The 24,147-nt window shown below is 63.7% G+C and carries 19 protein-coding genes; 5 read left to right on the top strand and 14 right to left on the bottom strand.

Annotation, left to right across the window (positions count from 1 at the left end):
- Window positions 1-74 precede the first annotated feature (74 nt).
- The 7 genes from F3H26_RS09810 to F3H26_RS19455 form a co-directional block, all read right to left on the bottom strand.
- Complete coding sequence (locus F3H26_RS09810) at window positions 75-1,502, bottom strand: DegQ family serine endoprotease (protein WP_149775881.1); 1,428 nt, start codon at window positions 1,500-1,502, stop codon at window positions 75-77.
- Between the two features lie 745 nt (window positions 1,503-2,247).
- The gene (locus F3H26_RS09815; RefSeq protein ID WP_149775882.1) at window positions 2,248-2,853 is read right to left on the bottom strand and encodes a nucleotidyltransferase family protein; all 606 of its coding nucleotides are present in this window, start codon (window positions 2,851-2,853) and stop codon (window positions 2,248-2,250) included.
- Window positions 2,854-2,884: 31 nt separating this feature from the next.
- Window positions 2,885-5,302: a GcvT family protein gene (locus F3H26_RS09820; protein ID WP_149775883.1), complete on the bottom strand. Its 2,418-nt coding sequence runs from the start codon at window positions 5,300-5,302 to the stop codon at window positions 2,885-2,887.
- A 94-nt stretch (window positions 5,303-5,396) separates the two neighbouring features.
- Window positions 5,397-6,704: an HlyC/CorC family transporter gene (locus tag F3H26_RS09825; RefSeq protein WP_149775884.1), complete on the bottom strand. Its 1,308-nt coding sequence runs from the start codon at window positions 6,702-6,704 to the stop codon at window positions 5,397-5,399.
- 68 nt (window positions 6,705-6,772) lie between these two features.
- The gene (locus F3H26_RS09830; RefSeq protein WP_149775885.1) at window positions 6,773-7,723 is read right to left on the bottom strand and encodes a tyrosine recombinase; all 951 of its coding nucleotides are present in this window, start codon (window positions 7,721-7,723) and stop codon (window positions 6,773-6,775) included.
- Window positions 7,724-7,725: 2 nt separating this feature from the next.
- Window positions 7,726-9,252 carry a hypothetical protein gene (locus tag F3H26_RS09835; protein ID WP_149775886.1) on the bottom strand — a complete coding sequence of 509 codons (1,527 nt, stop codon included), beginning with the start codon at window positions 9,250-9,252 and terminating at the stop codon, window positions 7,726-7,728.
- Window positions 9,242-9,391 carry a hypothetical protein gene (locus F3H26_RS19455; protein ID WP_188127738.1) on the bottom strand — a complete coding sequence of 50 codons (150 nt, stop codon included), beginning with the start codon at window positions 9,389-9,391 and terminating at the stop codon, window positions 9,242-9,244. Before F3H26_RS19455 ends, F3H26_RS09835 begins: the two co-directional genes overlap by 11 nt.
- Before the next feature lie 79 nt (window positions 9,392-9,470).
- Between F3H26_RS19455 and F3H26_RS09840 the strand changes: the two genes are divergently transcribed.
- Both F3H26_RS09840 and aroB read left to right on the top strand, forming a co-directional pair.
- The gene (locus F3H26_RS09840; RefSeq protein WP_149775887.1) at window positions 9,471-10,058 is read left to right on the top strand and encodes a shikimate kinase; all 588 of its coding nucleotides are present in this window, start codon (window positions 9,471-9,473) and stop codon (window positions 10,056-10,058) included.
- The gene (gene aroB, locus F3H26_RS09845) at window positions 10,059-11,171 is read left to right on the top strand and encodes a 3-dehydroquinate synthase (protein ID WP_149775888.1); all 1,113 of its coding nucleotides are present in this window, start codon (window positions 10,059-10,061) and stop codon (window positions 11,169-11,171) included. It abuts the gene before it with no gap.
- Window positions 11,172-11,176: 5 nt separating this feature from the next.
- Here the strand turns inward: aroB and F3H26_RS09850 are convergent, their stop codons facing one another.
- Together F3H26_RS09850 and ssb are read right to left on the bottom strand one after the other, a co-directional pair.
- Window positions 11,177-12,247: a site-2 protease family protein gene (locus F3H26_RS09850; protein ID WP_149775889.1), complete on the bottom strand. Its 1,071-nt coding sequence runs from the start codon at window positions 12,245-12,247 to the stop codon at window positions 11,177-11,179.
- Window positions 12,248-12,269: 22 nt separating this feature from the next.
- On the bottom strand, window positions 12,270-12,752 hold the full coding sequence (ssb, locus tag F3H26_RS09855) for a single-stranded DNA-binding protein (protein WP_149775890.1): 483 nt from the start codon (window positions 12,750-12,752) through the stop codon (window positions 12,270-12,272).
- Window positions 12,753-12,956: 204 nt separating this feature from the next.
- Here ssb and F3H26_RS09860 point away from each other — a divergent pair, with 204 nt between their 5' ends.
- Window positions 12,957-13,535: a lytic transglycosylase domain-containing protein gene (locus tag F3H26_RS09860; RefSeq protein ID WP_149775891.1), complete on the top strand. Its 579-nt coding sequence runs from the start codon at window positions 12,957-12,959 to the stop codon at window positions 13,533-13,535.
- A gap of 70 nt (window positions 13,536-13,605) precedes the next feature.
- Here the strand turns inward: F3H26_RS09860 and F3H26_RS09865 are convergent, their stop codons facing one another.
- The 5 genes from F3H26_RS09865 to miaA form a co-directional block, all read right to left on the bottom strand.
- Window positions 13,606-15,693 carry a dipeptide ABC transporter ATP-binding protein gene (locus tag F3H26_RS09865; protein WP_149775892.1) on the bottom strand — a complete coding sequence of 696 codons (2,088 nt, stop codon included), beginning with the start codon at window positions 15,691-15,693 and terminating at the stop codon, window positions 13,606-13,608.
- A 92-nt stretch (window positions 15,694-15,785) separates the two neighbouring features.
- Window positions 15,786-17,249, bottom strand: a complete 1,464-nt coding sequence (locus F3H26_RS09870) for an ABC transporter permease (RefSeq protein ID WP_149775893.1) — start codon at window positions 17,247-17,249, stop codon at window positions 15,786-15,788.
- Between the two features lie 13 nt (window positions 17,250-17,262).
- Window positions 17,263-18,309: an ABC transporter permease gene (locus F3H26_RS09875; RefSeq protein WP_149775894.1), complete on the bottom strand. Its 1,047-nt coding sequence runs from the start codon at window positions 18,307-18,309 to the stop codon at window positions 17,263-17,265.
- A gap of 137 nt (window positions 18,310-18,446) precedes the next feature.
- Window positions 18,447-20,117, bottom strand: coding sequence for an ABC transporter substrate-binding protein (locus tag F3H26_RS09880; RefSeq protein WP_149775895.1), 1,671 nt, complete (start codon window positions 20,115-20,117; stop codon window positions 18,447-18,449).
- 350 nt (window positions 20,118-20,467) lie between these two features.
- Window positions 20,468-21,376: a tRNA (adenosine(37)-N6)-dimethylallyltransferase MiaA gene (gene miaA, locus F3H26_RS09885; protein ID WP_223162475.1), complete on the bottom strand. Its 909-nt coding sequence runs from the start codon at window positions 21,374-21,376 to the stop codon at window positions 20,468-20,470.
- A gap of 83 nt (window positions 21,377-21,459) precedes the next feature.
- Between miaA and pyrH the strand changes: the two genes are divergently transcribed.
- Together pyrH and F3H26_RS09895 are read left to right on the top strand one after the other, a co-directional pair.
- On the top strand, window positions 21,460-22,212 hold the full coding sequence (gene pyrH, locus F3H26_RS09890) for a UMP kinase (RefSeq protein ID WP_149775897.1): 753 nt from the start codon (window positions 21,460-21,462) through the stop codon (window positions 22,210-22,212).
- Window positions 22,213-22,424: 212 nt separating this feature from the next.
- Window positions 22,425-24,011 carry a BCCT family transporter gene (locus tag F3H26_RS09895; RefSeq protein ID WP_149775898.1) on the top strand — a complete coding sequence of 529 codons (1,587 nt, stop codon included), beginning with the start codon at window positions 22,425-22,427 and terminating at the stop codon, window positions 24,009-24,011.
- Window positions 24,012-24,147 lie beyond the last annotated feature (136 nt).

Here is a 24,147-nt window from a genome sequence, read left to right on the forward strand (position 1 = left end):
ACGCGGACATGACGTGCGGGCGGGGGATGCGCGCGCCCGATATCCCCATCATGCGGCGCGCGCGGGGACAAGCGTCAGGCCACCTCGACGGCCACGAAGATCTGGTTGCCGCCCCGGTTGATCAGCACCAGCGCCGGGCCGTCCTTCTGGTCGCTCAGCGCCTTTTTCAGATCCTGGGGTGTCTCGATCTCGGCGCTGCCCAGCCGGACGATGACGTCACCGCGGCGCAGACCGGCCTTGGCGGCGGGGCTGTCGGGTTGCAGCGCCGTGACGACCACGCCGTGCACGTTTTCCGGCACGCCCATCTCGGCGCGGGCGGTGTCGGTCAGCGGCGCGACGGTCACGCCCAGCGTCTTGCCGGCCACCTTGTCGGGTGCCGCAGCGGCGGTTCTGGTCTGGTGCTGGCCGATGGTGACGTTCAGCGTCTCGGTCTTGCCGTTGCGCAGCACGGTCAGCTTGCTGTCGGTGCCGACGGCGGTCGTGCCGACCAGAACCGGCAGTTCGCTGCTGCTGTCGACCTTTTCGCCGTCGAACGCGATGATCACGTCACCCTGCTGAAGCACACCGTCGGCCGGGCTGCCGGGAACCACGTCCGAGACCAACGCGCCGGTGGTGCCCTCTATCCCCATGGCGGCGGCCAGTTCAGGGCTGACATTCTGGATCGAGACCCCAAGCCAGCCGCGGCTGATCTGCCCGTCGTCGCGCAGGTCCTGGGCGATGTGTTCGACGATGTTCGATGTCACGGCAAAGCCCAGCCCGACCGAGCCGCCCGTGGGCGAATAGATGGCCGAGTTCACGCCGATCACTTCGCCGTCCATGTTGAACAGCGGGCCACCCGAGTTGCCCTTGTTGATCGCCGCGTCGGTCTGGATGAATTCGGCATAGGGGCCGTCCGAGATGTTGCGCCCCTTGGCCGAGACGATGCCCGTGGTGACGGTCGAACTCAGCCCGAAGGGGTTGCCGATGGCCACCACGTCTTCACCCACCCGGATTTCGTCGCTGTCGCCCAGCGGCACCGCGGTCAGAGGGGTATCGGCGTCGATTTTCAGCAGCGCAAGGTCGGTCAGCGGGTCGGTCCCGATGATCTCGGCTTCATAGCTTCGGTCGTCATGCAGGCGCACCGTGACCTTGCTGGCGCCCTCGACGACGTGGTTGTTGGTGATGATATAGCCGTCGGCATCCATGACAAAGCCGGAGCCCAGCCCCTGGCGGGGGCTTTGCCGCGGAATGTCCATGCCTTCAGGCGCGCCGAAACGCTTGAAGAATTCGCCGAAGGGATGACCATCGAAATCGAAGTCGGGGCTGCCGGCCGGCATCGGGACTGCATCCTGCGAAGCAATGATGGTCACGACGGCGGGCGACACGGATTCGACCAGGTCGGCCACCCGCTCGTCTGCCAGGGACGGGATCGCGGTTCCGGCCAGCAGGGCCGCGCTCAGCGCGGCCGCGCCAAACAGGCGCGGTGTGCGGAAAGCGTTCAGGAGGGGCTTGCGGGTATTCATGTCTCGACTGTGCTCCTTGAGTTCGTCGCAGTGGATCGTTTCTTTGACGAATAGGTGGAGAACGGCCCTGTTGGTTTTCTGACCTGTTGGTTAAAATTTCTTAATTCTGCCATCTTCTTGCGGTCTATGCCCGAGGGGCGCAGGCGGTTTCCCGGGAATCGAATCTGTGCGAATCGTCGGATTGTTGCCGAAAAGGGCAGTATTTGAAGAAAAGTGTTGCATTGATAACTCAGGGGACACAACGGCGGCGCGGCCGGGGCCATGAGTTGGATATTAGCGCTTAGGTTGTGTTGGGCTGAAGGCGACGGTCACTTTCTGCTGTCACTCCGCGCACTATTTTTGGTCTCGCTTCCAACAGACGCAGGTGGAACGCTCTGGTCGTTCGATCGGCCAAACTTCGCGAATCTACCTTAGGTAGAGCGATGCGGAGATTCATGTTGCGCGGACGCCATGTCAATTTGAACCTTGTTGGATGTTGCGTCGAATTTTGTATTGTTTTGAAGCGAATGATCGGTGACGATGAAACTGTCCAAAAAAAGGGGGGCCTGACAGACATCAAGGGGGTGTCTCCAGGCAGATCTCGATTACCGGGAACGCCAGTGGCATGTTAACGAGGGGGTCTTGTTTCAGTTCTGCAGAGCCACGTCCGGCGGTTTGTTGAAGCGCCGGTTGCGTTCTTGGAAATGGTGAAGGTGGTAGTCCTGCATTTTGGGCAACCGGCCCGGTCTGAAAAGACCGGGCCGTGTTAGTTTTTGGCCTGCCGACGGGCACGCCATGCGGCCCAGTCCCGGGGCGTGTCCAGGTCGCGCGTGGCATGGGTCCCCGGCAGGGGTTCGATGTGGACTTTGTCGCGATGGGCCCTGACGACACTCTGCGCGCCGGAATCTCCGGTCAATGTACGCAGCTGCGGAAACAGACATGATGCGAAGACCACCGGGTGACCGGGGGTTCCGTCGCTTGCCGATCCGCGCCAGATCAGGCAGCCTGGGTTTTCGCTGACCGAGCGCAGCACTTTTGCCAGGTCATCGGCCGTCAGGTCCGGCAGGTCGGCCAGCAAGATCATCGCGGCATCGGCTGTATCGGGGACGTGTTTCAGGGCTGCGCGCAAGCTGGCATTCATGCCTTCCTTTGCGTCGGCAACCGGAACCTGGCGCACATCCAGCCCGGCCAGCGCGTCGTGGCGCGGATGCGGGGCCGGGGGCAGGGCCACGATGACCGGGGCCACGGCCCGTGCGATTTTTACCGTTCGGCGCAGCAGGGGCTGGCCGTCGATCTTCTGCATCAGCTTGTCTGTTCCCCCCATGCGGCTGGACCGGCCGGCGGCGAGGAGGATGATCGGAATGGTGCTCATGCCGCCACCATGGCGCGCGGCGCGGGCGTTGTCACCCGCGCATGCGTGCGCCATCCGCGTCGAAGGGCGGGGTCGAGATCACGCGGGCCTTGCGCATCTGGCCCAGGATCTCGATTTCCACCTGCAGCCCGTCGGCAATACGGTCGGTGGGCAGGAAGCCCATCGCGATCGACTTGCCCGTGTGGTGCGAATAGCCGCCCGAGGTGCAGAAGCCCACGACCTTGCCGTCCAGCCAGATCGGTTCATAGGCATTCACGTCGGCGTCGTCTGCATCGACCTCGAAGGCCACCAACCTGCGTGCGGGTCCGTCCGCACGTTCCGCCTCGGCAACGGCGCGGCCGATGAAATCGGCGTCCTTGCCAAAGGCGATGAAGCGGTCCAGCCCGGTTTCGGCGGGGGTGTAGTCGGGCGAGAACTCGCGCATCCACGAGCCGAAGAACTTGTCCAGCCGCAGGCTCATCATCGCGCGCATCCCGAAGGGTGTGATGCCGTGCGGTTGCCCGGCCTGCCACAGGGTCCACCACAGCTGGCGCTGCGCCATCGGATCGCAGTAGATCTCGAACCCCAGGTCGCCGGTATAGCTGACCCGCTGCACGATGCAGTCGGTCATGCCGACGACCATCCGGCGAACGTCCATGAAGCGCATGTCACTGACATCCTCGCGCGTGCAGGCGGCCAGAACCTCGCGGGCCTTGGGGCCGGCGATCTGGAAGCCGTTGCGTTTGTCGCTGATATTCTCGACGGTTACGCCGTCTTGCTGATGCTGCCGGAACCAGCGCATGTGGAAGTTCTGCGCGCCGTAAGAGGCGGTGAGCTGGAATTCCTCTTCGCCCAGACAGGACACGGTGAAATCCCCGATCAGCTTGCCCTTGGGTGACAGCATCGGGGTCAGCGACAGGCGGCCCGGCTTGGGGATGCGCCCGGCCATGATCCGATCCAGCCAGTCGCGGGCGCGGGGGCCTGTGACAAGGTATTTGCCGAAATTGTGCACCTCGTTGATGCCCACGCCCTCGCGCACGGCGCGCACCTCGCGGCCTGTTGCCGCGAAAGCGTCCGAGCGGCGGAAGGACGGGGTTTCATAGCCGGGCTCGCCCTCCTGCGCGAAATAGTTCGGCACTTCCAGCCCGTATTGCTGGCCCCAAACCGCGCCCAGATCGCTGAAGATGTCATACATCGGCGTGGTGCGGTTGGGCCGCGCGGCGGGCAGTTCCTCGTTGGGGTAGGCGACCGAGAAACGCTTCTGATAGTTTTCGATCACCTTGGGGCGGGTATAGCCGGGGGTGATCCAGTCGCCGAAGCGGGCCACGTCCATGGCAAAGACGTCGCGCTCGGGCTCGCCTTCGATCATCCATTGCGCCAGCGTCAGGCCGACGCCGCCGCCCTGGCTGAACCCGGCCATCACGCCGCAGGCCGACCAGTAGTTGCGCATGCCCGGCACCGGCCCGACCAGAGGGTTGCCGTCGGGGGCGAAGGTGAACGGGCCGTGGATCACCGATTTCACACCGGCCTCGGCCAGAACCGGGAAGCGGCGATAGGCGAACTCGATACTGTCGGTGATCTTTTCGAAATCGTCGGGCAGCAGTTCATGCCCGAACTCCCACGGGGTGCCATCCACGGCCCAGGGCTTGCAGGGCTGTTCGTAGAAGCCGATGCAGAGCCCGCGCCCTTCCTGCCGCAGATAGCTTTCCCCGGCCGGGTCCATGACATGCGGATGTTCGCCGCCCGAGTCGATGATCGCCTCGATCTGAGGGATGGTGTCGGTGACCAGGTATTGATGCTCCATCGGGTGCAGCGGGAAATAGATGCCCGCCATTGCGCCGACTTCGCGCGCCCAGAGGCCGCCGGCGTTGACGATATGCTCGGCGTGGATGGAGCCCTTGTCGGTGACCACGTCCCAAGTGCCGTCGGGGCGCTGGTTGGTTTCGCGCACCATGCAGTGGGTCTCGATCGTGGCCCCGCCCATCCGTGCGGCCTTGGCATAGGCGTGGGTCGTGCCCGAGGGGTCGAGGTGCCCGTCCAGCGGATCATAGAGCGCGCCGATGATGCCGTCGGTGTTGGTGATCGGGGCGATCTTCCTGATCTCGTCGGGGCCGACGATTTCGGTTTCCAGCCCCATGAAGCGGTGCTTGGCGCGTTCGGCCAGCAGCATGTCGAACCGGTCCTGATTGTCGGCCAGAGTGATGCCGCCCACATGGTGCAGGCCGCAGGACATGCCGGTGATCTCTTCCAGTTCCTTGTACAGCCGGATGGTATAGCCCTGCAGCGCGGCCATGTTGGTGTCGCCGTTCAGCGTGTGGAAACCGCCCGCCGCGTGCCAGGTCGAGCCGCTGGTCAGTTCCGACCGCTCCAGCAGCATCACGTCCGACCAGCCGAGCTTGGTCAGGTGATACAGCACCGAACACCCGACAACTCCACCGCCGATCACGGCCACCTGACACGTCGTTTTCATCCGCACCTCCTTGCGTCTGGCCCGAAAGTGCAGGGGTGCCGCGCCGGTATCTGTCACGAAAACGACCGGGTTTGTCGTTTCCGCCCGCCGTCCGTCAGAGTGGCCGCACCTTCAACCAGGTGATCCGGTTGCCCTCGCGCTCGACGACCTCGAACCGGAAGCCGTGGAACGAGAACACCTGACCAACGGTCGGGATCATCTGCGCCTCGTGGATCACCAGCCCGGCGATGGTGTTGGCCTCGTCATCGGGCAGGTTCCAGTCCATCGCACGGTTCAGGTCGCGAATGGTCATCGAGCCTTCCACCAGGTACTGACCGTCTTCGGTTCGGGTAATCGTCACATCTTCTTCCACGTCGAACTCGTCGGCGATCTCGCCCACGATTTCTTCAAGGATGTCCTCGAGGGTGATCAGCCCCTGCAGCGAGCCGTATTCATCGACCACCAGCGCAAAATGGCTGTGCATGCGCAGGAATTCCCGCATCTGGTCGTCCAGAGTGGTGGTTTCCGGCACGAAATAGGGGGCGTTGGCCACCTTGAGGATGTCGAATGACTTCAGCCGCTCGGCACCGCCCTCGCTGCCGCCGGCCTGCGCGTACATGGCGCGGAACAGGTCCTTGGCATGCACGACGCCCACGATATTCTCGGGCTGACCGCGGAACACCGGCAGGCGGGTGTGACGGCTTTCGAGACACTGTTTCAGGATCGCTTCGGGGTCGGCATCGGCGTCGATCATCTCGATGTTCGAGCGGTGCAGCATGATTTCCTCGACCGTGCGGTCGCCGAGGTCAAGCGCTCCCAGGATGCGGTCGCGGTCCTCTTTTTCCACGACGCCTTCGGAGTGGCCCAGTTGCAGAGCGCCGGCGATCTCCTCGCGCACGGCAAGGATGTTGCTGTCGGGGTCGATCTGAACCCCGAACAGGCGGAGGACCCCGCGCACCAGCAGGCGTACGGCAGCCACCACCGGCGAAAACACCGTAACGACGACACCGATCACCGGGGCGACCGCTGCGGCGGCCTTTTCGGCATTGGTGATCGCATAGGTCTTGGGCAGAACTTCGGCGAAGATCAGAACAAGCAGGGTCATCACCAACGTCGCCAGCGCCACGCCGCTTTCGCCGAACAACCGCGTGAACAGCGCCGTCGCCAGCGAGGCCGCAAGGATGTTCACCAGGTTGTTGCCCAGCAGGACCGACCCGATCAGCCGTTCGTTGTCGTCAGTGATTTCCAGCGCCTTCTTCGCGCCGCGAGATCCCTTGTCGGCCTGCGCCCGCAGCTTGCCCCGCGACGACGCGGTCAGCGCCGTTTCCGAACCCGAGAAGAAGCCGGACAGAACAAGCAGGAACAGAATCGAGACGGTGGTGATCCAGAAGGCACTGTCGAAAAGGGAAGGGTCAGGGTCCATCGTTCCACTAAGATTGTTGTCGCGCCTTGGTTATGGGGGCGCGAGGGCATGCGATCAAGGGGAAGCCCCTAGTCCTCGGTGTCGTCCTTGGCAAGGGGGTGATGCTGCAACACCAGGTCCGACAGCCGCTCGTTCAGAACATGCGTGTAGATCTCGGTCGTGGCCACGTCGGCATGGCCCAGCAGAGTCTGGATCGAGCGCAGGTCGGCCCCATTGGCCAGAAGATGCGTGGCAAAGGCGTGCCGCAGCGTATGCGGGGTGACCTTGTCGGGGGACACACCGCCTTGCACCGCCAGTTCCTTGATCAGCAGAAAGAACCTGTGCCGGGTCAGGTGTCCGGACTTGCCGCGCGACGGAAACAGAAAACGGGACCGCTGCCCGCCCTTGGCCACGGTCGCCTCCTCGGCGGCATCGCGCGCGGCCAGCCATGCGGCCAACGCATCGCGGGCCGGGGGCGACAGGGGCACCATGCGTTCCTTGCCGCCCTTGCCCAGAACCAGAAGCATCCGCGGGTCGCCACGCGCTGCGGACACGGGTAGCGATACCAGTTCGGTCACCCGCATGCCGGTGGCGTACAGCAGCTCCATCAGGCAGGTGTTGCGCAGCCGGTCGGCCTGGGTGCGGCCGGTCTGGCGCGCGGCCTGCAGCAGGCGGTCGACCTCGACCACGTCCAGCGTCTTGGGCAGGCGTTTCTGCCGGCCCGGCCCCTTGATCTGGATCGCGGGGTTGGTGTCGCGCCAGCCTTCCTCGAAGGCGAAGCGGTACAGCTGTTTGATGGCGGACAGGCGGCGCGCCCGGGTCGCGCGCGACAGGCCCTGGGCGTCGCAGTCGATCAGATAGGACTCGATCCGGGCCTGGTCGACCTGGGCAAATCCGGCGCCGTGACGGCTCAGCCATCCCGCGAAATCCTTCAGATCGCGCCCATAGGCCAGCAGCGTGTTGGTGGCCGCGCCCAGCTCGGCGGCCTGTGCCTCGAGAAAGGCTGAGATCCAAAGTTCCGGCGTTTCAGGGCCCGGCATGGTCAGACCCCCTGCAGGATCAGCAGCTGCAGCGCCGCCCGCCGCGCGGTATCCTCGAGCCCGACCCGGCGCAGGGTCGCGATGGCGGCGGTCAGGTCCACCAGGTTGCCGCGCGCGCCTTGGGCATAAAGCTGCATCGCTTCCAGTATAGCTTCGCCCAGCCGGTTCCGGTCCAGCATGGCCTGCAGGTCGGGCGGGACCGGGGCGGCCCAAGCAAAGCCTTCGGTGATCGCATCGGCCAGTGGCGAGGGTGACGGGGCCTGATCGGGCATCCCCCGGGCCAGCGCGGCCAGAAAGGCGTTGGCGGTTGGTCCCTCGGGCACGGACTGGGCCGCGTCTTCATACAGCTCGGACAGCAGCAGAACGCGCCAACGCAGGTTCTCGGCCTCGGCGCCGGGCAGGGGGCGGGGTGCCAGCCGGTCCGCGAACAGCTCGGCAAAGGGAACCTGCAGCTCGACGGTTTCCATCTGCGACCAGACCGCGATCAGCGCATCCGCGACGGCCTGCGGCTTGCCACCGTCCAGCGCGGCCTCGAACCGCTGTACCGCGGCGACCCGGTCCCAGACGGCGCCCGAAGCCGCCGGTGCGCGCTCGGTATAGAGCCCCAGCAGGTGGTTGGGGGTCAACGCGCCGATGCGGGTCAGACGCTCGGCGGCTTCGACCTGGGCCTTCCAACCGGCGACGTCGCGCAGATCGGCATTGGCAAAGGCGCGCGGCAGCGATGCGGTGGGCAGCCGCTCGCCGATGGCCTCGAACAGGCGAAAGGTCAGCGGGTCGGGGTCCTGGGGTTGCGGAAGATAGGGGGCGCCTTCGAACATCTCGGGGCTGAGGAACCGATCGAGCAGGTCCAGCGTTTCGACGGGCAGGATCTCGAGCGCGTGGGCGGCCTCGAGCATGAGCGCGGCCGAGGCCCAGTCACCGCGGCGCGCCTTGCAGAAAATGTGGGCGCGGTAGTCGCGCGACAGGCCGGGATGCGCGATCAGGGCGGTACAGCTGCGGTCTTCGTCACCCGTCAGCAGGGTTGCGTCGAACCAGCGGCGAAACCGGTCCGGCGAATCCGCCGGCCCGGCCTGCTGCACCAGCGCCTGCGCAGGGTCGGCCGCCCCCAACTGGAACAGGCGATCCAGGCGCGCCAGCAGCAGGGTGTCGGGGTCCGCGCCGCCCGCCGGCGCGCGGGCCTCGGTCAGCAGCAAGGTGAACATCAGTTTCTGCATCGCCGGGCTGGATTTCACCGGAACGTTCCCGATCAGCCGGGCCAGACGGGCCGGGTCGCTTGGGCGCCACAGATCCACCGGCAGCCCCGTCACCGAGGCATCCACCAGCCCCAGTGGCGGAGACAGCGCCTCGAGTGGGGCGACATGGATCTGCGGGTCCGTCACCGCATCGGCCACCGGAGGTTCCAGCATCACCGTTCCGGGCAGCAGATTGCCCGGTTCCTTCAGCCAGTCGATCGCCGACAGCGGCTCGGTGGTCTGGGCGGCGACCTGTCCGGCCAGGGCAATCGTCACCGCCGCGGCCCTAGTCCACATTCAGGATGACCGGTTCGCTGATTTCGCTTTGCGGGGCCGAGAAATCCGCGCCGAAATACGGCCCCAGATAGGCAAAAGCCACCAGCCCGATGAAGCTCAGGCAGACAAGGTACAAAAGAAGTTTGATCAGACGGCCCATGGCGCAACGCTGCCTCAAATTTTGATTTTGGCCAAGTTATAACTGGCATTTTTTCCAAGATCACGTCATTCACGGGGAAATGAGCGAAATTAAGCATAACGCATCGCCGGCATCGGTCCGGCCGGCCTATGACCTGCACAAAACGGTGGTTATGGTCGGCATGATGGGCGCTGGCAAGACGGCGGTGGGCCGGGCGCTGGCCGCGCGGCTGGGCGTGCCGTTCCTGGACAGCGATGCCGAGATCGAATCGGCTGCCAACATGACCATCCCCGAGATTTTCGAGCGCGATGGCGAGGCGTTCTTTCGGGCCAAGGAAAGCCAGGTCATCGGCCGTTTGCTGGACGAGCAGAAAGGCATTCTGTCGACCGGCGGCGGCGCCTTCCTGTCCGAGACGAACCGCCGGATGATTTCAGAGCGCGGCGTGTCCGTCTGGCTGCGGGCCGATCTTGAGGTTCTATGGAACCGCGTCCGGCACAAGGACACACGGCCGCTGCTGCGCACCCCCGATCCGCATGCGACGCTGCGCGCCTTGTACCAGGCGCGGGTTCCGCTTTACCAACAGGCCGATCTGGTCGTGGATTCGGATGGCGAAACCGCGATCGAGGACATGGTGGACCGGGTCCTGGAGAAACTGGCGACGCGCCCTGACGTTCTGGAACTGAAGTAGATGCATCAAACCGTATTCGTTGATCTGGCCGAACGGTCCTATGACGTTGAAATCGGGCCGGACCTGCTGGCGCAGGCCGGGGCGCGGATCAGCCCGCTGTTGCATCGGCCGCGGGTGGCGGTGCTGACGGATGAAACCGTGGCCGCGCTGCATCTGGACGCGCTGCGCGCCGGGCTGGCCGCGGCCGGGGTCGAGATGACGGCGCTGGCCCTGCCGCCGGGCGAGGCAACCAAAAGCTGGCCCCATTTCGAACGCGCGGTCGAATGGCTGCTGGCCGAAAAGGTCGAGCGCCGCGATGTCGTCGTGGCCTTTGGCGGCGGGGTGATCGGCGATCTGGCCGGGTTTGCCGCTGCGGTGCTGCGCCGGGGGGTGCGGTTCGTGCAGATCCCGACCTCGCTGCTGGCGCAGGTCGACAGTTCGGTGGGCGGCAAGACCGGCATCAACGCGCCGCAAGGCAAGAACCTGATCGGCGCCTTCCATCAGCCGTCGCTGGTGCTGGCCGATACCTCGGTTCTGGGCACCTTGACGGCGCGCGATTTTCTGGCGGGCTATGGCGAGGTCGTGAAATACGGGCTGCTGGGCGATGCCGAATTCTTTGAATGGCTGGAGCGCAACGGCCCCGCGCTGGCCGAGGGCGACATGGCGGCGCGGGTTCAGGCGGTGACGCGATCGGTGCAGATGAAGGCCGACATCGTCGCCCGCGACGAGACCGAACAGGGCGACCGGGCGCTGTTGAATCTTGGCCATACCTTCTGTCACGCGCTCGAGGCTGCGACCGGCTATTCCGAACGGTTGCTGCATGGCGAAGGCGTGGCCATCGGCTGTGCCCTGGCCTTCGAACTGTCGGCGCGTCTGGGCCTGTGTTCGCAGGAAGACCCCAGCCGTGTTCGGGCGCATCTGCGCGCGATGGGGATGAAGACCGACCTGGCCGACATTCCCGGCGATCTGCCGGGGGCCGAGGCGCTGGTCGATCTGATGGCCCAGGACAAGAAGGTGGTGGATGGTCAGTTGCGGTTCATCCTGGCGCGCGGAATCGGGCAGGCCTTCGTGACGTCGGACGTGCCGCGCGATGCGGTTCTGTCCGTGCTCGAGGATGCGCTGGCCACCTGCTGACGGCCTCAGCGCCCCCGGATCACCATCAGTTCGCCGATGTTTTCGCGGGTGATGTACCCGACCATCTGCCCCGTTCTGGTGCAGACGGCCACTGCCGGAGCGCCGCCATGCAACCCGTCCAGAACCGCCTCGAGCCCGCTGGCCGGCGACACCACGGGGATCTCGGTCTCCATGACCGATGTGGCCGGGTCTGACCGCGGGTGATCGCCAGCAAGGGCGGCGAACAACCGGTTGCGCGTCACGAAGCCCAGCAATTGCCCGTCTGGGCTCAGCACCGGAAACTCGTGCTGGGTGGTCTGGATCACGGCTTGCGCGGCCGTGCCCAGCGTGTCCTGCGGCGTCAGCGCGTGGAACTCGGTGATCATCGCGTCGCGGGCCAGAACCCGGCGCGCGACCGAGCGCATCTCGACATCCTGGCTTTCGGCATTGGCGGCGATGAAGACGAACACCGCGATCAGGACCAGGATCGGGTTTCCGGTGCTGAGCCCCAGAAAGCCGAAACCCACCGCCACGATCTGACCAGCCGAGGCCGCGGCCCGCGTGGCCTTGACCCGGTCCATCTTCAGGCACAGCAGCGCCCGGAACACCCGGCCTCCATCCATCGGAAAGGCCGGGATCAGATTGAAGACCGCCAGAAACAGGTTCACATAGGCCAGCCGGCTGAACAGATCGACGCGCGCCGAGTCGATATGGGCCATTACATCCATCTGAATGCCCGCACCAAGGCCCACCAGCACCAGCCAGATCACGATGTTCACCGCCGGCCCGGCCAGCGCCACGGCGACTTCCTGCATGGGCTTTTCAGGCATCCGCTCCAGCCGCGCCAGCCCACCGATCGGCAGAAGCGTGATGTCCGGCGTGCGGATACCATAGCGGCGCGCCATCAGCGCGTGGCCGAACTCGTGCGCAACCACGCAGGCAAACAGCGCCAGAACGAACAGGATGTTGTCCAATGCGGCAGGCAGGCCGCCCTCGGCATAGGCCGCGAATCCGACCCAGGCCAGAAGAATGAAGAAGGTGACATGGACCCGCAGTTCCGAGCCAAGCAGACGACCGACGGCGAAGGACCATGTCATGTTGCGGCTCCGTCAGATCAGATCAGAACGGGATTTCGTCGTCGTCGATGCCACCCGAGGCCGGCGCCGGCGCACTGCCGCCCATCGGTGCGCCATAGGGGTCTCCGTAACCGCCGGACTGGCCGCCGCCGTAACCGCCACCGCCGCCTTCGCCGCGGGCATCCAGCATCACCAGGGTCGAATTGAACCCTTGCAGGACGACCTCGGTCGAATAGCGGTCCTGACCGGACTGGTCCTGCCATTTGCGGGTCTGCAACTGGCCTTCGACGTAAACCTTTGACCCCTTGCGAAGGTATTGCTCGGCGACCCGGACCAGGCCTTCGTTGAAAATCGCGACCGAGTGCCACTCGGTCCGTTCGCGGCGCTCGCCCGTGTTGCGGTCTTTCCAGGTTTCCGACGTGGCGATGCGCAGGTTGCAGACCTTGCCTCCGTTCTGAAACGACCGAACCTCGGGGTCACGCCCGAGATTGCCGATCAGAATGACCTTGTTGACTGAACCTGCCATGTTCTTCCTCGTATCCTGTCTTGCGGGTTGGGGCGCGAATCTCGCGCGGTGTTCACCCGAACCCTATACCCCCCGCGCGCGGGTTGGAACACGGATCATGGCCGAGCCTGTCGTTTGAATGTCCACCCGCGATCGACCAAGCTTTCATTTCGGGCTGAAATACCTATACTCATCCCGATGGCAGTACGGGCGGGATTTGCTTGAATGCGGTATGTGTTGACTGGTTTCGCGGTTGTCTTTCTTGCGCTGACTTCTGTTCCGTCGGGCGCCGAAGTTCTTTCGACCAAGAACCGCAGGGACATCTTTCTCAAGCAGGCCAAGGTGCTGGATACCCGTGCCGCCAGCCAATACCGCGACAGCGAGCGTCTCAAGCCCAAGTCGGCGCAGGGAAAGTTCAACAGGCGGTACGATGGCAAGTACAAGGGGCAGTATCTGGCCCTGGCGCGTCAGGCCGCGCGCATGCACAACGTCCCCGAAGAGCTGTTCCTGCGGCTGGTCCAGCAGGAAAGCGGATGGAACCCGCATGCCCGGTCCCACAAGGGCGCGTTGGGGCTGGCGCAGCTGATGCCGCAGACCGCGCGTCTGTTGGGAGTGGACCCGCACGACCCCAAGCAGAACCTGGAAGGCGGCGCGCGCTACCTGTCCTGGCAATACAAGAAGTTCAGGTCATGGCGCCTAGCGCTGGCCGCCTACAATGCGGGGCCGCAAGCGGTGGAAAAGCACGGTGGTATCCCGCCTTATGCAGAAACCCGGAACTATGTGAAGGCCATCTGGGGCGGTTGAAGCCCCATCGGTCGCGGACATGGTCCGGACCGTCCAGTGGACGGCCCAAACACGTCGAACATCGCGTATGTCATTCAGCCGCGATCTTGATGACCGGCTGCATTCTGGCAAGGATGTCCTCGGCCAGATGACACTTGATCTGATGACCTTCGGCCAGGGTCTTGGTCGGTGGAACCTGCTGTTCGCACAGCCCCCCGGGGACCTCGGACTTCCACCGGCAGCGTGTCTGAAACGGACATCCCGGCGGCGGGTTCATCGCCGATGGAATATCCCCTTCGAGAACGATGTGCTCTTTTTCCACCGAGGTATCGGCGATCGGAACCGCGCTCAGCAATGCCTCGGTATAGGGATGATAGGGGGGCGAGAACACCTGATCGGTCGTACCCAGTTCGACCACATGACCCAGATACATCACCATCACGCGGTCGCTGAGGTAGCGGACGATCGACAGGTCGTGGCTGATGAACAGCAGGGTCGTCTTGTGTTCGCGCTGGATCTCCATGAGCAGGTCGGTCACCGCGGCCTGCACCGAAACATCCAGAGCCGAAACCGGTTCGTCCGCGACGACGATCCGGGCGTCCCCGGCAAAGGCACGGGCTATCCCGACGCGCTGTTTCTGGCCGCCTGACAGTTGGCGCGGCATCCGGTCGGCAAAGGCCCGGGGCAGCTTCACCAGATCCAGCAACTCCAGCATCCGTTGCTTGCGCTCGGCCTCGGACTTGCCGACGCCGAAGATTTCCAGCGCGCGGATGATCTGCCGCCCCACCGTCATCGACGGGTTCAGCGTATCGAACGGGTTCTGGAACACCATCTGGACTTCGCCAATCGTTTTCGTATCTCGCTCTTCGATCGGCAGATGCTCGATGTTGCGGTTGTCCAGCAGGATCTGCCCGTCCGTCGCCGTTTCCAGCCCCATCAGCACCTTGGCAAAGGTGGATTTGCCGCAGCCCGACTCACCCACGATGGCCAGGGTTTCGGACTCGCGGGCCTCGAAACTCAAGGTCTCGTTGGCTTTCACCACTTTCTTCTCGCCGCCACCGAACAGCGCGTTTGCCGCGACCTCATAATATTTCTTGAGGTTGTCGATCTTCAGAACGGTCTGACCGATGGGCGCTTTTTCTTTCTGCTCCGCAACGGTGACCGGGGCGTTCCAGTCGATCTCCTGGAACTTGAGGCAGCGCGTATGGTGGCGGTCGTTTCCCGGCACAGGGAACATCGGGATGTCTTGCGCGTCACAACGCCCCGCTTCGAAATAGTCGCAGCGCGGCCCGAAATTGCAGCCTGGCGGACGTTCATGCGGCAGTGGGAAGTTGCCGGGGATGGCGACCAGCGGGTGCGAATTCTTGTCCGCGCCGGGCAGGGGGATCGAGCGGAACAATGCCTGCGTATAGGGGTGCTGCATCTCGTCGAACACGTCGTGGATCGAGCCCCGCTCGACCGCCTCGCCCGAATACATCACGCACAAACGATCGCAGGTCTCCAGTACCAGGCCCAGATTGTGCGAAATGAAAAGCATCGAGGTGCCGTATTTCTTGCCCAGATCCTTGACCAGCTCCACCACGGCTGCCTCGACGGTCACGTCCAGCGCGGTTGTCGGTTCGTCCAGGATCAGCAGGGCCGGTTTCGACATCAGCGCCATCGCGATCACGATGCGCTGCTGCTGGCCGCCCGACAATTGATGCGGAAAGCTGTTCAGCATCCGCTCGGGGTCGGGCAGGCGCACGTCGGTCACCACTTCCAGCGCGCGCGCATAGGCCTCTTCCTTGCTGACCCCTTCGTGGATCATCGGCACTTCCATCAGCTGCTTGCCGATCTTCATCGCCGGGTTCAGCGAGGCCATCGGCTCCTGATAGATCATCGCGATCTCGTTGCCGCGGATGTCGCGCAATTCCTCGGGGCTCATCTCGCTGAGGTCACGACCCTTGAACTTGATGGTGCCGCCGACGATACGGCCGTTCTTCCCCAAATCCTGCATCACGCCCAGCGCGACAGTCGACTTGCCACAGCCGGATTCCCCGACCAGCCCCACTGCCTCGCCCGGCATTACCGAAACCGAAAAATCCATCACGGCCGGAATTTCCCGCAGCCGGGTAAAAAAGGAAATCGAAAGCTTGTCGATTTCCAGGATCGGCCCGTCATGATCTGCAAGTTTGCTCATTTCTTCGCTCCTCGCCAAAATCGGGGGTCCCCTTCATCTGGCTCAAAATATCCCGGGGGGTCCGGGGGGCTGGCCCCCCGGCCGCTTTCACGTCAGTCCTTCAGGCTTTCCTCGCGCAGGCCGTCCGCCAGCAGGTTCAAGCCCAGAACCAGCGACAGCAGCGCCAGCGCCGGCGGCAGGGCCGGGTGCAGATAGATCGACAGCAGCTTGCGCCCTTCGTTGATCGTAGACCCCCAGTCCGGGCTTTCCGGCGGCAGGCCCAGTCCAAAGAACCCCAAGGTCCCCAAAAGGATGGTCGTGTAGCCGATGCGCAGGCAGAAATCGACGATCAGCGGTCCGCGCGCATTGGGCAGGATTTCCCAAAGCATGATGTACCAGGGGCCTTCGCCGCGCGTCTGTGCGGCCGCCACATAGTCTCGTGTCTTGATGTCCATGGCCAGGCCGCGCACGATGCGGAACACCGTGGGCGAATTGACGAAGACAACTGATACGAACACGACCAGGATCCCGCCGGGAATGTCGAACAGATCCAGGTAGGTCGGCAACCCCCAAATGCTGTAGGCGTCGGTATTGATGACGTGGCCCCCGGTCGAAATCAGCGACAGATACAGCCAGATCGCGATCCCCAGCACCCCGATCAGTAGCGGCGTTCGAAAGTTCGGGCGGGTATAGTACCGCGAGTTCAGAAGCACCGCGATGAACAGGATCGGAAAGATGAACAACACGGCGGCCATATAGTTCGGAACGCCGGTCGCCACGATTTCCGGGGTCACCAGCAGATAGAACAGCAGGATCACCGGGAAGGCCAGGATCAGGTTGGCGAGGAACGACAGGAACGTATCCAGACGTCCGCCATAATACCCCGCCGGCAGGCCCAGCGTGATGCCCACCATGAAGGCGAACATCGTGGCCAGCGGCGCGATCTGCACGACGATCCATGCGCCCTTGACCATTCGGCTGAACACATCGCGCGCCAGGTTGTCGCCGCCCAGCAGGTACCAGGCGAACTGCCCGTCCTCGGGGTTGGGCAGGGGGGTGCCGGGTACCTTGTTCTTCATCCCCGACAACTGCACCAGCGGGTCATGGGTCACGATCAGGTCGAGCGCGCCGAAAATGCCGGTGAACACCCAGAACATGACCAGAGCAAAGCCGATCATGCCGATCGGGCTGTCGAACAGCTTGCCATACAGGCCCAGCCGCCGCTTGAACGCGACCGACATCGCAAACAGGATGATCAGCGACACCCAAACCGGCAGGAACTGCTGCGCGACGGCGCCGACGATGCCGGCTCCGGTTCCCATGAATACGCCCAGCAGCAGATAGGCGACCACCGTCGCGATGCTGGCCAGGAAGGAATACCACAGCGCGGCTTCGACCAGGCTGCGCAGCCCGCCGCTCGAACTGACGGTACCATCCGCGTTCACGGTCATCTGGGGTTCAGGCAGCACGATGCTGGCCAGGATCCAGACCAGGACCGAGACGGCCAGCGCAACCAGCGCGATCATCAGGATCGGGTTCAGAAAGGCGAGGGAGCCAGTCCAGCTCAGAGGTTCCATGGTCTATCCTCCCTTATGAAATGCGGATGCGCGGGTTGAGGTAGACATAGCCGATATCCGAGATCAGCTGCGTCACCAGAACCACGAAGACCGACACGACCGAGATCGCCAGCAGCAGCTGTATGTCGTTGTTGCCCGCAGCCTGCACCAGCGCCCAGCCAAAGCCCTTGTAGTTGAACAGGGTCTCGACGATCACGACGCCGTTCAGCAGCCACGGGAATTGCAGCATGATGACGGTGAAGGGCGCGATCAGCGCGTTGCGCAGCGCGTGTTTCAGCACGATGTTGGAAAAGGACACACCCTTGAGCCGCGCGGTGCGGATGTACTGCGCCGTCATCACCTCGGTCATCGAGGCGCGGGTCATCCGCGCGATATACCCCATGCCGTACAGGGCGATGGTCAGCACCGGCAGAAAGAAATTCTCGAAGGTCGGGTTGTCCATGGCCTGCGTGGCCGTGCCCTTGAACCATTTCAGACCCACGGTGGACGAGGTGAAGATGGCGATGAAGATCACGCCCGAGACATATTCCGGCGTGGCCGTGGTGATGATCGAGAAGGTGGACAGCGACCGGTCCAGCGCCGACCCTTCGCGCATGCCGGCCAGAACCCCCACCAGCAGGGCGGTCGGCACCATCAGCAGCAGTACCCAGAACATCAGGTATCCGGTGTTGCCCAGGCGTTTGGCGACAATCGTCCCCACCTCTTCCTTGAACACCGTCGAATATCCCCAGTCGCCCTGAAGAACGCCGCAGAAACGGGGCGTGGTCTCGGGCGTCGAACCGGGGCGGGCGCAGGTGCCCACGAACTGTCCGTCATCCAACGTGTTCCTGAACCCCGGCACCACGCCCAGCCACTGGCCGTACTTGACCAGCGTGGGTTGCATATAGCCGCGATTTTCCAGCCACGAGACGACCTGTTCGTCGGACATGCGCTGGTTGCCCTGCGTCTTGGCCAGCTTTTCCAGGTTCGGATAGAGGTTCGTGAGGAAGAAAACCACGAAGGTCAGGCACAGCGCCGTCAGCAGCATCACGCCCAATCGTCGGAGGATGAAGAGTCCCATGTTGGCCCCTGTTGTTCGGGTTTTCCGCAGATCAGTGGACCATTGCCTGGCCTCGGACGTTCCGACCCCATGTCGGTGTGTCTGCGGCTGGAAAGGGGCGCCCGCATCCGGGCGCCCCATCAGGGTTCAGGTCAGGCTCAGGCCGCCCAACCCCATTTGTAGTGATGGTGTTCGAACGACACATGCATGTCGGTGCCGACCAGACCGTCCTTCATGTGGCGATACAGCGAACGCCAGTAGGGTTGGATGGTCACGCCTTCCTCCTGGATCATCGCTTCGCCCTTGGCCACGATCTCGCGGCGCTTGTCGGCATCGGCAATGGCCAGAGCCTCGGTCAGCAGGGCATCGAACTCGGGGTTCGCCCAGCCGAATTCGTTCCAGGCTTCGCCGCTGCGATAGGCCAGCGCCCAGATCTGCACGCCCAGCGGGCGGTGGTTCCAGTTGGTCGAGCTGAACGGGTATTTCGCCCAGTCGTTCCAGAACGTGTTGCCCGGCAGAACCGTCCGCTTGACCTTGATGCCGGCGTCGCGCAGCTGGGCTGCGACCGCATCGGTGGTGTTGCGGCGCCAGTCGTCGTCGATCGAGATCAGCTCGTGCTCGAAATCGGCCATGCCGGCCTCTTCCATCAGCTTGCGCGCGCCTTCCGGGTCAACTTTCTGCGGCGGCAGTTCGTAGTAATCAGGGTGGATCGGACCGACGTGGTGGTTTTCCGCAGGAGAGCCGCGGCCACCATACCCCAGTTCCAGACAGACCGAGTTGTCCACGGCCATCTGCAGCGCCTGGCGCACACGTTTGTCGGCATAGATCTTCTTGCCGTCCACTTCGGCCAGCTGGTTGGGGCGGATCACGATGGTGTTCATCGTGACGACCTCGGATTTGACATAGCCCAAGCCGTCCATCACGTCGATGAATTCACCGACCGATTCATACAGCATGTCGACTTCGTCGGATTCCAGCGCCGCCAGCCAGGCCGACGGATCGGTGCCATAGTCGATATATTCGATACGGTCCAGCGCCGGGCGGCCGAACACGTCCTCGCCCCACCATTTGTGGTTTTCGTTGCGCACCAGAACGGCCTTTACGCCGACTTCCAGGCTCTCGATCAGGTAGGGGCCGGTGCCCACGTTGTTAGTCAGGTCCGTTTCGCTGAACGAGCTGTGGATGATCGCGGCCGGGTAATCCGCCATGCCCGGAATCAGCGAGATGTCCGAGTTCGGCAGGTTCAGTTTGACGGTGTGCGAATCCACCACCTCGATCGCGCCTTCGATCGCCTGACCGGTATCGGCGTCGATCAGCGTGGCGAAACGACCGGCCATCGAGTTGGTTTCGGAGCTCTTGTCACACCAGCGCGCGATGTTGCGGGCGACGTCCTCGGCGGTGAAATCGTCACCGTTGTTCCACTTGACGCCCTTGCGGACCTTCAGCGTGTACTCGGTAGCGTCGTCGTTGACTTCCCAGCCTTCCAGCAGCATGCCGCGGAAGGTGCCGTCCGAGTTGTACTCGACCAGGTATTCCAACGTGCCACGGGTGACGTTCGCGATCTGCGACCAGTCATAGGTGCGCGGATCCTTCAGCGCACGCACCTCCATCTGAACGCGCAGCGTTCCGCCCATCTTCTTGGCGTCTTCACCGGCCGCCTTGGCCGGGGCGGACAGTCCGATCATGCCGTAGGCCGCAGCAGCCGTGACGCCGAGGCTGGTCGTGCGTGTCAGAAACTCGCGGCGGCTCAGCTTGCCTTCCTGGTATTCCCGGGCGTGCATGTCCGCCGCCCAATGCACCGGTGCGCCGGTCAATGTCTTGATTTCCATGAAAGTCTCCCTGTGAGATTTGTTTTTTGGTTGCGAGAATCCGCCGTATTCGGGCTGAGCCGATTGCGACGTTTCCCTGAATTTTTCTGAGTGCAGATCATCCCCATGCGAACATTCGGCACCAGAATCCGATCAAGGTCAATGTTCGAAATCGTCATCAGATGTTCAAAAACGACATTTCCGGGGAGAGACCCCGGCTGCGCGGCCACGCTTTGCCGGGCAAATCCAAAAGTGACATCCGAAATCACCCGGGTGATTCTGTCTGCTGCGGGTCAAAGGGCGACAACTTGCAATAAGGCAATGATAAAAAAATGAAAATATATCGGTGATTGGGTCTGGCACTGGATTTTTCAGTCGCTCAGGTCGACTTTATGCCAGTCCTTCATGCGCGACCGGCACCAGGTCCGCTGACGTTTGGCGTATTGCCGTGTCGCAATCGTTGCTTTCTCGCGGGCCTCGTCCAGGGTCAGGTCGCCCGTCACATAGGCCATCAGTTCGGGCACGCCGATTGCCTTGCAGGACGGAAGCGACGGGTCGTACCGGTCTCGCATCGCCGCCACCTCGTCGAGGGCGCCTGTGGCCAGCATCTGGTCGAACCGCCGGTTGATTCGATCCAGCAGCCAGGCCTTGTCGACATCGACCACGATCGGTACGGCCTGATCCAGCCGAAGCACCGGCGGCGGCGTTTCGGCCTGCCAGTCGGTCAGGCTGCGACCGGTGGCGCGTTCGACCTCCCAGGCTCGTTGCACGCGCGCGCGGTTGCGGGTGTCGAGGCGAGCGAGTGTGCGCGGGTCCACCTCGGCCAGCAAGTCGGGCAGGGGCATCGCGTCCGCCTGCGCGCGGATCGCGGCAGGGGTCGGTGGAATTTCGGCCATGCCTTCGGTCAGCGTCTTGAAATACAGCCCCGTTCCGCCGACGATGATCGGACGCAGGTCGCCCGACAACAGCGGAGTGACCTCGCGCAGCCATTGACCGGCCGAATAGGTTTCATCAAAAGGGACATGCCCGTAAAGCGCGTGCGGCGCCCGGGCTTCCTCTTCGGCCGAGGGGCGGGCCGAGATGACCCGCCAGCAGTCATAGACCTGGCTGGCATCGGCATTGACGATGACCCCTCCGAACCTTTCGGCCACGGCCAGCGCCAGCGCCGATTTCCCCGACGCCGTGGGGCCCGCGATCAGAACCGGTTTGCCCTCGGGAACGGAGGGGAGCCGGTCCGCGATCGCGGCCGATGAGGTTGCTGTCCTGTCCGATTGCGCCATTGTCCGACCATCCGCATTGAACCCGCGGGGGTTTTGCTTCATTTTGCGCCGGAAAACAAACCCGTGCCAGCCCGGAGCGCAACATGACCCTTTCTTCCGCCACCACAACCGAAGAAACCCCAAAGACAACCTACAACCGCGTGATGCTGAAGATCTCGGGCGAGGCGTTGATGGGCGATCAGGGCTTTGGCCTGCATCCGCCCACCGTGCAGCGGATCGCGCAAGAGGTGAAATCGGTTCATGACCTGGGCGTCGAGATCTGCATGGTCATCGGCGGCGGCAACATCTTTCGCGGCCTGTCGGGCTCGGCACAGGGGATGGAACGGACGACGGCCGACTACATGGGCATGTTGGCCACGGTGATGAACGCGCTGGCGATGCAGTCCGCGCTCGAGGGGCTGGGCGTGTTCACCCGGGTGATATCGGCCATTCGGATGGACGAGGTGTGCGAACCCTACATCCGTCGCCGCGCAGTGCGGCACCTGGAAAAGAAACGGGTCTGCATCTTTGCCGCCGGCACCGGCAACCCGTATTTCACAACCGACACCGCTGCGACGCTGCGCGCCAACGAAATGGCCTGCGAGGCGATCTTCATGGGCAAGAACGGCGTCGACGGCGTTTATGACAAGGACCCCAAGGCGCATCCCGATGCGGTGCGCTATGACACGGTCACCTATGACGACGTGCTGGCCAAGCGGTTGAAGGTGATGGATGCCTCGGCCATCGCGCTGGCGCGCGACAACAACCTGCCGCTGATCGTCTTCGGCCTGGACGAGCCCGGCGGGTTCCGCGGTATCCTGGCGGGTGAGGGAACCTATACCAAGGTTCAGGGCTGACCCGGCGGCTTCGCGCCCGCACCGACTTTGTTCACGAACTGTGGCCCGCGTCCCGAGACGGCGCGGGCTTGCCCTTTGACGGGTGGAATCCGTGACTCCTTTGCGAAAATGCCTGGAAACTGTCGTTTTTGCGCGGTGGACGGTCTTTCGCGACAGACCGTCACGGCGCGCCTTCCGTGCACAGAGGGGCACCAACATCGAGAGAAGAGAGAATGTCCGACAATACGGAAACCGACTATGAGGTCGGCCAGGACAACATCCAGATCATGGGGTTGGATATCCACAACCCGGTCTTTGCGGTCTCGGGCCTGACCATCATCGCCTTCGTGTTCTTTTCGCTGGTGTTCCGCGAACAGGCCACGGAATTCTTCGGCTGGCTGCGGCCGGCGCTGACCAGCCGCTTTGACTGGGTGTTCATGGTTGCGGCCAACATCTTCGTGGTGTTTTCGCTGCTGCTGATCGTCACGCCCTATGGGTCGATCCGACTGGGAGGTGACGACGCCAAGCCCGACTACAGCTATGCTGGCTGGTTTTCGATGCTGTTTGCCGCAGGCATGGGCATCGGGCTGGTGTTCTGGGGCGTGGCCGAGCCGATTTCGCATTACGGGTCGTCGTTGGGCGGTGTCGCCGTGGGAGAGGACGGCGCGCGCACCGACTGGGCGCCGCTGGGCGCGGCGTTGAACGACCCGGAGGCCGCGCACGAGTTGGCCATGGCGGCCACGATCTTCCACTGGGGGATGCACCCCTGGGCCGTGTACGCGATTGTCGCGCTGGCGCTGGCCTTCTTCAGCTTCAACCGCGGTCTGCCGCTGACGATGCGGTCGGTCTTCTACCCGTTGCTGGGCGAAAAGACCTGGGGTCCGCTGGGCCATATCGTCGACGTTCTGGCGGTGTTTGCCACGATTTTCGGGCTGGCGACCTCGCTGGGGCTGGGGGCGACGCAGGCACTGGCGGGTCTGAACTATCTGTTCGGCGTACCGGTGACCGACGGGATGAAGGTGTTTCTGATCATCCTGATCACAGTCTTTGCGCTGGTTTCCGTCGTTGCCGGTCTGGACAAGGGGGTCAAGCGCCTGTCCGAGGCCAACATGATCCTGGCCGCCCTGCTGCTGTTGCTGGTTCTGGTCGTGGGTCCGACCATGGTCATCCTGACGGGGTTCTTCGACAGCATGATCGAATACGTCGTCGCGCTGCCGGCGCTGTCGAACTGGATCGGGCGCGAGGACACCAACTTCATGCAGGGCTGGACGGCCTTCTATTGGGCTTGGTGGATCTCGTGGTCGCCCTTCGTGGGCATGTTCATCGCGCGCATCTCGCGCGGGCGCACCATCCGCGAATTCGTGACCTGCGTGATCCTGATCCCGACCCTTGTCGGGGCGCTGTGGATGAGCGTGTTCGGCGGCGCGGCACTGGATCAGGTGATGTCGGGCGACGGCCAGGCCCTGTCGGATGCGGCGCTGGAGCTGAAGATGTTCAAGATGTTCGAATCCTTCCCGATGACCGGCCTTCTGTCTTTCATCGGCATCGTTCTGGTGGTCGTGTTCTTCGTGACCAGTTCGGATTCCGGCTCGCTGGTGATCGACACGATCACCGCCGGCGGCAAGACCGACGCTCCGACCGCGCAGCGCGTGTTCTGGTGCGTTCTGGAAGGTGCGATCGCAATCGTGCTGCTGCTGGGCGGCGGATTGGGCGCCCTGCAGGCCGCAGCCATTGCAACCGGGTTCCCGTTCGCGATCGTGCTGGTTCTGATGTGCGTATCGATCTTCATCGGGCTGGTGAACGAACGCCGCCGCAAGTGACGCGGTCCATGATCTGAGTTGAAAGGGCCTCGGGCAATCCGTGACGCATTCCGCGTCGTGGGGCATGAAGAGAAAAAAGCTTGCCATCATTTGCTGGCAAGCTTTTGTTTTTTAATCCAGAAAAATGCGGCTTCCA

It is taken from the genome of Ruegeria intermedia (genome assembly GCF_900129345.1).
Taxonomy (GTDB): domain Bacteria; phylum Pseudomonadota; class Alphaproteobacteria; order Rhodobacterales; family Rhodobacteraceae; genus Ruegeria; species Ruegeria intermedia.